The organism is Spirochaetota bacterium (assembly GCA_040756435.1).
Lineage (GTDB): Bacteria > Spirochaetota > UBA4802 > UBA4802 > UB4802 > UBA4802.
This window is the reverse complement of sequence record JBFLZD010000090.1, coordinates 1-7,894: the sequence shown is the minus strand read 5'-3', so window position 1 is coordinate 7,894 and position 7,894 is coordinate 1. Positions and strand designations below refer to the sequence as shown.

Below are 7,894 nucleotides of genomic sequence, written 5' to 3'. Positions count from 1 at the left end.
TTGAGATTCGGTGGAAAAAGCCACCCCTGGTCCTGATGGTATTCCTTAAATACTGGTATTGTTGGTTTTCGTTGTTTTTTCATGCGACAATTTTATGTCGCATTAATTGCTTGTAAATTAATTTTTTAAAAAAAAGAGGTGTCTTTTGGGACACCCCCTTTTTTTATTTTGTTCAAATTTTCATATTCTTAGGAATAATTATTGAAGCAATTTTTAATTTGACTTACATGCCTTTACAGGTATATCATATACATATAAAAAATGGAGGGGCGCTAATATGAAAAAGAAAATAACGATTATTGCTATATTAGTCCTTGCATTGCTATTAATTATTATTATCAAGCCTGGTGATAAGGGCAAACCATACAATATATATTTTGCTCATTTGAATAAAGAACTTAAAGAAAATGGTCCTGGCAGACCAGTTATTATTGTTGATCTTGATAACCTTGATAAAAACTTAGCGATAGTTAAAAAGCAATTACACCCTTTGGTAAAATTTAGATTAACAGTAAAGTCAATTCCCTGCCCATGGCTTATTGATTATATTCTTAAAAAAATGAATTCACATCATGTTATGGTTTTCCACGGACCAGATATAACTTACCTTGCCAATAATTCAAAAAATTATGATATACTTTTAGGGAAGCCAATGCCCATAAATGCTGTTAAAGAATTTTACAATTCCTTGAAGCAAGGTGTGCAATTTAAGCCGGAAAAACAAATACAGTGGCTGGTAGATACACCTGAGAGGTTGATGCAATACTATAACTTTGCAAAGCAAAAAAATATCAAAATGAAAGTCAATATTGAAATTGATGTAGGATTGCATAGAGGTGGGGTCACAACAGTTGAACAACTGGATCAAATGCTTGATACTATACAAAGAAATTCAAAATTTTTGCAATTTTCTGGATTTATGGGATATGATGTTCATTCTGCATCTGCTCTTGCAATATTTAGCTCAAAGAAAAAAGCCATACAGAATGCATTTAACGATGCCATGGAACGTTATGCAATGTTTTACAATTATGGCAAAAAGAAATATCCTGCACTATTTGCTGGAAATTTAACATTTAACAGTGGTGGCAGTCATACTTACATGTTGTTTGATGGAAAACCACCGGTAAACGATATCGCTATGGGATCTGCTCTTCTAAAACCGTCAGATTTTGATAAACCACTTTTATCGGAACATGTTGAGGCTTTATTTGTAGCAACCCCGGTGTTAAAAAGGCTGGAAGGTACAACTATTCCTTTTATTGAAGGCATATCAAACGTAATGGCTAAATGGAACCCAAACAGACAGGTAACGTATTTTATGTATGGTGGTGGGTGGCGTGCCTATTATTATTCACCTGAAGGGCTTATTGATAATACTATCTACGGATTCAGTACCAATCAGGCTATTGTAAATGGTTCACGAGAAACGGCACTTCAGGTTGATGATAATATATTTTTACTCCCAACGCAAAGCGAAGCAATCATGCGGGAATTTGGTGATATAATCATGATACGGAAGGGAAGGATAGTGGGAAAATATCCTGCACTACCCCAGTGACAAAAGGTAATAATTTAATGATATATTGTATTTTGCGTGAGGTTAAGGAGTAATGCATCACACAGGAAACGCAAAAAATTAATTATCGCAGGTGCAAAAGCAGTTGAGCGCATGCATGATGAATGATGTTAAAGTCTTGCATTCTTCTTTCCGGAAGGAGTTTCACCATGACTTCAAAATTACAAAATGCCATTAAATATTTTGTTGGATTTCAGATAACACTGGTTGTCATTTTTACTGCCATTGATTTTATAGGGTTATTATTAGGGCATAAAATCAATTTTGTAGCAATACCTAAAGGACTGCTTTCATTATCGGTTACATTGTTTGTGTGGTTTGGATTACAGGATGCTATCGCCCAAAAAGATAAGCAATTTTTACGTTTAATCTTTACCTGTACTTTTATTACTGATATGTGTGTCTTGACATGGACTCATTTTTTGCCCGATATGTACACACTTCTTACTATTGGCGGTATTGTGGCTTTGCCAATGCTTTTAACAGTCATTATACGTCACACTGAGATGTTCAAAGCAGTAGAAAAAAAAGATATTGGTATCCTGATAGCACTATATGCGGTAGCATTTAGTATCATCATATATCTATTGGATCTGTTAGAGCGTTATACTATTTTGGGAATATCAATTGCATATGCACTATTGCTGGTGCCTTTTGCGTGGTCGGGATGGCTTGTACAACGCTCTAAGCATTTTCCTGAGCATGCTCGCTGGATGATACCCGCTGCAACCACAAGCTATTTTGTTATGGATGTCATAGGTATATTTTACAATGTACGGTATGGGGCAAATCCTGATATATTTTATTTCTTCACCTGGCCGCTGTATGCAGTGTTTTTGATATTGATGCCGTTATCAGGTAAAAATAAGCTGTAAATTTGATTTTATACAACAACAACTGAAGAATCCTTATTAAAAGGATTTCTGTGTAATGCACGTGAAAATAGATATGGGTAATCCTTTTGCAGATGCTACATATATGAAAGCCATTCACTACACAGCGGTTTAAACGTGCGCACAAATATCCCCTTTAAGATGTGCAATATCAGTCTGAGTCAGTGTATTGAAGTCAGGCCTAAAAAAGCAATTCTTCAGTCAGGTGAAATACTGCCCATAGAAGATCAGTAAACATATCATGTTCTAAAAGATTGGGATTTTCCAAAAGCCGTACCATGGTGTTGCGGTGTGAGTATGAAAAATCTTTTAATCCTGTTAAATCAACAGGTTTAGGAGTGATATCAAACATAAACGCATCAATGTTTTTTAAGCATTTTCATTTTTCCTTGCGTCGTAACCATCGATCAAGAATCAGTACTACCAATAACACCTGTAGCGGCACAAAGGCTAAATCCTGCAAAAGATAAAATAAAGAAAATTATTAATCAACAATCGCAGGCACTCAAGCTTTTAAACGACTGCGTACTATAGTGTGATGTTAAAAATAACTTTAGAAGGAATTGACGCATTGTGATACAATTAATCGCATGATAATTGTATGCATAACAGGAGCAAGCGGTGCTATCATGGGAATACGCCTGATAGAAGAGCTGTTACAGAAAAACAAAGAAGTTGCATGTATTGTTTCAAAAAGTGGTTGGCCTGTTATTCAGTATGAGTTACAAACTAACGTCCACACAGTAAAAGATATTCTGCTACAGCGCAGTATCGATATTCAATTGCTGCATAATCTAAAAGAATATACACCTGATGATTTTTTTACACCAATTGCAAGCGGCAGCAATCCATTTGATGCTGCAGTGGTCATTCCTGCATCAATGAAGACCGTGGCCGCTATCGCTAGTGGATATGCTGATACTCTTGTCCACCGTGTGTGCGATATTGCACTAAAAGAAAAGCGCACGCTAATCGTTGTGCCCCGCGAAACACCAATGAGTGCAATACACCTGCATAATTTGCACACATTAACACTCAATGGAGCTAGCGTGGTAATGCCTGTCCCGGCATTTTATAATTTCCCCAAAACTATCGAAGATGTTATTAATTTTGTTGTTGGCAGGGTACTGGACCTGTTACATATTGAACACACTCTGTACAAACGATGGAACAATGAAGATACTAACCGATAGTAACCTTGAAGCAATTGCAAAAAAAGTTGAAGCGGGTATTCACGTCACTGATGATGATGCCCTTGCCATGCTTTCAACCAATGACATTATGGGACTTTGTTCCATTGCCCATAACGTAAAGCAGAAGCTCCATGGCAATGTAGTCTACTATGGCGTAAATATGAACCTGAACTATACCAATGTATGCATGCTGCGATGCCCGTTATGTGCATTTTCCCGCGATAAACACGATGCCGATGCCTATGTGCTATCCCTTGATGATATAGCCGCAAAGATAACACAGGCTGGAGATATTGATGAAGTGCACATCGTTGGTGGACTTCATCCTGATTTGCCATTTTCATACTATGAAGACATGCTCAAAACCATTAAAGCAATAAATCCCACTATTCACATTGTTGCCTTCACTGCTGTGGAATATGATTATCTTTCAAAGAAGTTCACTATACCATTGGATGAGCTTTTTACTCGCTTCAAAAATGCAGGGCTTGGATCAATCCCAGGTGGAGGTGCTGAGATATTTGCGCCTGAAATTCGGCAAACTATCGCCCCAAAAAAAATAAGTGGCCAGCGATGGCTTGAAGTAATGGCTATTGCGCACCGAAACGGCATTAAAACCAATGCAACCATGCTTTTTAACCATATTGAAAAGCCAGCTGACATTGTTGACCATTTACGTCACATACGCACGTTGCAAGATACAACCTCAGGTTTTAAAACATTTGTGCCGCTTGTATTTCATGAAGAGTATACAAAAATTAAAGCAAAGCGAAAAGAGCCAACAGGATATGATATTATCAGAATATATGCAACAGCACGAGTCTACCTGCACAATGTGCCGCATATAAAGGCGCTATGGATGTATGTGGGAGAGAAGTTAGCACAGGTACTATTGCAATGCGGTGTGGATGACATTGGCGCAACTTACTATGATGAAAAGGTGGTGCACAGTGCAGGGGCAAAAACGCCTGCCTGGGGGTCAGAGCCTTTTTTGCAGCATCTAATTCGTGATGCAGGTTTTACGCCGTTACGTGTAAATGCAAGCTATGTGCCAACACGGTGAATTATGAAATTGGGCTATATAAATTATCTCAACTGCTTTCCATTTTATTATCACATGTTTCATATACAGCCACTATCAGGTATTGAGGTGGTACCTGCGTATCCAAGCCAGCTTAATATGATGCTGAAAAGCGGTGCGCTGCATATGAGTCCCATATCGTCTGCAGCGTATGCTGAAGCACAGCAGGATTTGCAGCTTTTACCTGAGTTTTGTTTAAGTTCCATTGGTTATGTGCGCTCGGTCATTCTGATAAGCAAAAAGCCCATTGAGATGCTGAGTGGATGCACGGTGGGATTGTCACAGGCTTCACAAACTTCGGTGGTGCTGTTGAAAATAATTTTGCAAAAATTTTATGGTTTAACGCCGCACTACACAAGCTCTGATCCCTATCCGGTGCTGCATGATGTTGATGCCAAGCTTGTTATAGGCAATGAAGCAATGATGCATGAAACTGAGCCGCTGCCGTATATCTATGACCTGGGGGACCTGTGGCTTCAGAAAACAGGTTACCCTGTGGTCTTTGCAGTGTTTGCTGTGCGAAAAGATGCAACCCGCTATGCTGATATCATTGACGCGGTGTGTGCATCATACCGATTGTCACTGAATGAGCTTATAAAAAATCCCTACGATGTTATTGAAAAAGCGCGGCAACGATACCCCACCATAGCCTATGATATTGCGCATTATTACACATTGCTTAAGTTTGAATTTACCAATGAGCTAAAAAAAGCTCTGCTATATTATTATTCGCTTGCCTGGGAACTTCACTTATTGCCAAAGGTGCCATCATTACAATTATATGGGCGATAGTTACTGTGTATGAAATCCATTGAAACAATATACCATGCTGTAACTGATCATAGGCGGATAGATTCACATGACGCTGTTTCCCTGTATCAGTACGATATAGCTACATTAGGTGTTTTAGCAAATATACGACGCCAGCATATAGTTCCTGGCAATGAAGTTGGTTTTGTCATTGATCGCATTATAAATTATTCCAACAGGTGTGTGGCAATGTGTAACTTCTGTGCGTATCATGCCCGTGCAGGAAAAATACCGCCGTATGATTTATCCATGGATGATATTTTACAAAAGATTGATGAGCTTGTTACAATAGGTGGTACACAGGTGATGCTGCAGGGTGGATTGCATCCGGAATATACCTTGCAGCACTATATTAACATGGTAAAAACAATAAAACAGCATTATCCCAGTATATATTTACATTCATTTTCACCTTCGGAAATAGTACATATAGCAAGACAAAGTGATTGCAGCATTGATGATGTCATAGCTGCCCTACAAAATGCAGGACTTGATTCAATACCGGGTGCATCTGACTTGCTTGTGGATGAAGTGCGCAAGAAAGTAAGTCCGCATAAAATTACTGTAAAACAGTGGTGCGATGTAATCCGTTCAATTAAGAAACATGGCATGCATACTACCGCAACTATGACATACGGTATGGGCGAAACATTAAAGCAGCGAATAGAGCATTTAGAAGTTGTTCGGCGCATGCAGGATGAAACGGGTATTATTATGGGATTTATCCCCTGGTCATTTTCTCCAAAGGGAACCTACATGGAAGATATAATCCCTGCAACTGGACTGGATTATCTAAAAACTGTTGCCATTGCACGAATTTTTCTGGACAATGTGCCGTATCTTCATGCAGGATGGCTAACTGAAGGGATGGCACTGGCACAAATTGCTCTTGACATGGGTGCAAACGATATGGGGGGTATTTTGATGGAAGAAAAGGTGGTAAAGGCAACAGGGGTAACCACAACCACCAATATTGAACAATTATGTGATATAATTATTAATGCAGGAAAAATTCCCCTGCAGCGTGATTCTAAGTACAGGCCTATCAGGAGATATGTATGAGATATAGGGTTGATAATGATACTCCTCATGAGCGTAAGGCAAAAATACGGTCTATGTTTGATTCCATAGTTGATGGCTACGATAGGGCAAACAGAATTTTATCTTTAGGTATAGACAGGTCATGGCGTAAAACAGTTGTAGAGCACTGCGAATGCAAACCTTCTGATGTGGTGCTTGATATATGCTGTGGAACTGGTGATCTTTCTGCATTAATACGTGGTACAGGCGCACACGTTGTGTCGCTTGATTTTTCAGAAAACATGATCCAAAAAGGAAGAGAAAAGGGGAATATTGATGACCTTGCAACGGTTGCCGATGCTTCAAAATTGCCATTCAAGGACAGTATTTTTACCAAAGTATGCATATCATTTGGTATCCGCAATATTCCTGATATTGATATATTCCTTGAAGAAGTGTATAGGGTTTTACGGCCTGGTGGAACATTTATTATATTAGAACTTACACGACCACGCTACAATATATTCAGGCTGTTATATTTTTTTTATCTGTATACTATTTTGCCAGTGCTTGGTGGAATCATTGCTGGAAGTTTCAATGCCTATCGCTATCTGTCAAAAACCATACACACATTTATTGATCCCGTTACATTGACAGCCATGCAGGAAAAACATGGGTTTATAAATGTTGAAAGTAAATCCATGACACTGAGTATTGCAACGGTATATATCAGCAAAAAACCTATTTTACAATCGTCGGTTTTAAATATACCATTGTCACATCATACGCCACACAATAGAGTCATCATACACTAACAACAAATTACTTGAATTAGTTTCTAATTATATTAGAAGTTACATTTTCAGGATTGCCATTCTCCTGATGCAGTGGCCTTCAAATGGTGTTGTATGTAGTTATTGGGTGGCTAATTTCACCAATTCCGGCGGTGGTCCCCAATAAAATTGACAACAAGGTATACCTTCTTCAAGATAAAATGAAAATGTGTAGCCACTAAAGCGATAGTTATCGGTATTATCTTCACTGTCTAAGGCTGCAAGATAATCATAAAGATAATTTTCAACACAATAGGCTATAACCTTTGCCAGTGACATTTTACAGACTTTCCGCACATCCATCACAAACTCATACTCATTCTCATACAAATACAGATGAACCCGCTTCCACGTTTGGTACCGCTTTCTATACTGCAACCGTTTATAGCTTTTGACGGGGATGCGTTTATACGACAGCACATAGTTTATGAAATTTATAATGAAGGTATGCAGCGGTAATTTATACAGAGGTGCATAGTGTTTGA

Annotated in this window: 9 protein-coding genes; 7 read left to right on the top strand and 2 right to left on the bottom strand. The window is 38.4% G+C overall.

What is annotated here, in order from left to right; translation table 11 throughout:
* The first annotated feature begins 277 nt into the window (after window positions 1–277).
* Together AB1444_15760 and AB1444_15755 are read left to right on the top strand one after the other, a co-directional pair.
* Window positions 278–1,561 (top strand): alanine racemase, encoded by a 1,284-nt coding sequence (locus tag AB1444_15760; GenBank protein ID MEW6528111.1) that lies wholly within the window; start codon window positions 278–280, stop codon window positions 1,559–1,561.
* Window positions 1,562–1,728: 167 nt separating this feature from the next.
* Window positions 1,729–2,454: a hypothetical protein gene (locus AB1444_15755; GenBank protein ID MEW6528110.1), complete on the top strand. Its 726-nt coding sequence runs from the start codon at window positions 1,729–1,731 to the stop codon at window positions 2,452–2,454.
* A gap of 199 nt (window positions 2,455–2,653) precedes the next feature.
* Here the strand turns inward: AB1444_15755 and AB1444_15750 are convergent, their stop codons facing one another.
* Window positions 2,654–2,824, bottom strand: coding sequence for a hypothetical protein (locus AB1444_15750; GenBank protein MEW6528109.1), 171 nt, complete (start codon window positions 2,822–2,824; stop codon window positions 2,654–2,656).
* Window positions 2,825–3,062: 238 nt separating this feature from the next.
* On the opposite strand from AB1444_15750, the gene AB1444_15745 reads away from it, so the two are divergent.
* From AB1444_15745 to ubiE, 5 genes are read left to right on the top strand one after another with little or no spacing between them, the layout of a single operon-like run.
* The gene (locus AB1444_15745; protein MEW6528108.1) at window positions 3,063–3,665 is read left to right on the top strand and encodes a UbiX family flavin prenyltransferase; all 603 of its coding nucleotides are present in this window, start codon (window positions 3,063–3,065) and stop codon (window positions 3,663–3,665) included.
* The gene (locus tag AB1444_15740; protein ID MEW6528107.1) at window positions 3,646–4,728 is read left to right on the top strand and encodes a CofH family radical SAM protein; all 1,083 of its coding nucleotides are present in this window, start codon (window positions 3,646–3,648) and stop codon (window positions 4,726–4,728) included. The genes AB1444_15745 and AB1444_15740 overlap by 20 nt, the downstream gene beginning before the upstream one ends.
* 3 nt (window positions 4,729–4,731) lie before the next feature.
* Window positions 4,732–5,538, top strand: coding sequence for a menaquinone biosynthesis protein (locus AB1444_15735; GenBank protein MEW6528106.1), 807 nt, complete (start codon window positions 4,732–4,734; stop codon window positions 5,536–5,538).
* Between the two features lie 9 nt (window positions 5,539–5,547).
* Complete coding sequence (locus AB1444_15730; GenBank protein ID MEW6528105.1) at window positions 5,548–6,618, top strand: CofH family radical SAM protein; 1,071 nt, start codon at window positions 5,548–5,550, stop codon at window positions 6,616–6,618.
* Window positions 6,615–7,391 (top strand): bifunctional demethylmenaquinone methyltransferase/2-methoxy-6-polyprenyl-1,4-benzoquinol methylase UbiE, encoded by a 777-nt coding sequence (ubiE, locus tag AB1444_15725; protein MEW6528104.1) that lies wholly within the window; start codon window positions 6,615–6,617, stop codon window positions 7,389–7,391. Before AB1444_15730 ends, ubiE begins: the two co-directional genes overlap by 4 nt.
* Before the next feature lie 99 nt (window positions 7,392–7,490).
* Here ubiE and AB1444_15720 read toward each other — a convergent pair.
* On the bottom strand, window positions 7,491–7,894 hold a 404-nt coding region (locus AB1444_15720; GenBank protein ID MEW6528103.1), incomplete at its 5' end, for a hypothetical protein.